The sequence below is a fragment of the Candidatus Thiosymbion oneisti genome, assembly GCF_900092655.1.
GTDB classification, from domain to species: domain Bacteria; phylum Pseudomonadota; class Gammaproteobacteria; order Chromatiales; family Chromatiaceae; genus Thiosymbion; species Thiosymbion oneisti.
In genome coordinates this window covers 1-311 of the sequence record NZ_FLUY01001166.1, presented here as the reverse complement: position 1 = coordinate 311, position 311 = coordinate 1, and the positions used below count along the sequence as shown (strand labels likewise).

The 311-nt window shown below is 63.7% G+C and carries 1 protein-coding gene; it reads right to left on the bottom strand.

The genetic code is table 11. The annotated features are described in order from the left end of the window. The coding region (locus BQ17_RS21840; protein ID WP_176722403.1) for a hypothetical protein at positions 1-311 on the bottom strand (311 nt) is incomplete at both ends.

Here is a 311-nt window from a genome sequence, read left to right as displayed (position 1 = left end):
GGCTGAGTTTCTCTGGATCGTCGGTTGTGCCCATAACCTTCACCAGACGCAAGGCACCCGCCTGTGCCTGCTCGGCCGGCAGCTGCTCGCCTAATTCCCCCAGCGCCTCACCGAGCCAGCTGAGCTGCTGCGGATCGGTGGTCGTGCCCATGACTTTTACCAGGTGCGACGCAACCGATTGTGCCTGCTTGGCCGGCAGCCGCTCGCCCAATTTGCCCAGCGCCTCAACGAGCTGGCTGAGTTTCTCTGGATCGTCGGTTGTGCCCATAACCTTCACCAGACGCAAGGCACCCGCCTGTGCCTGCTCGGCC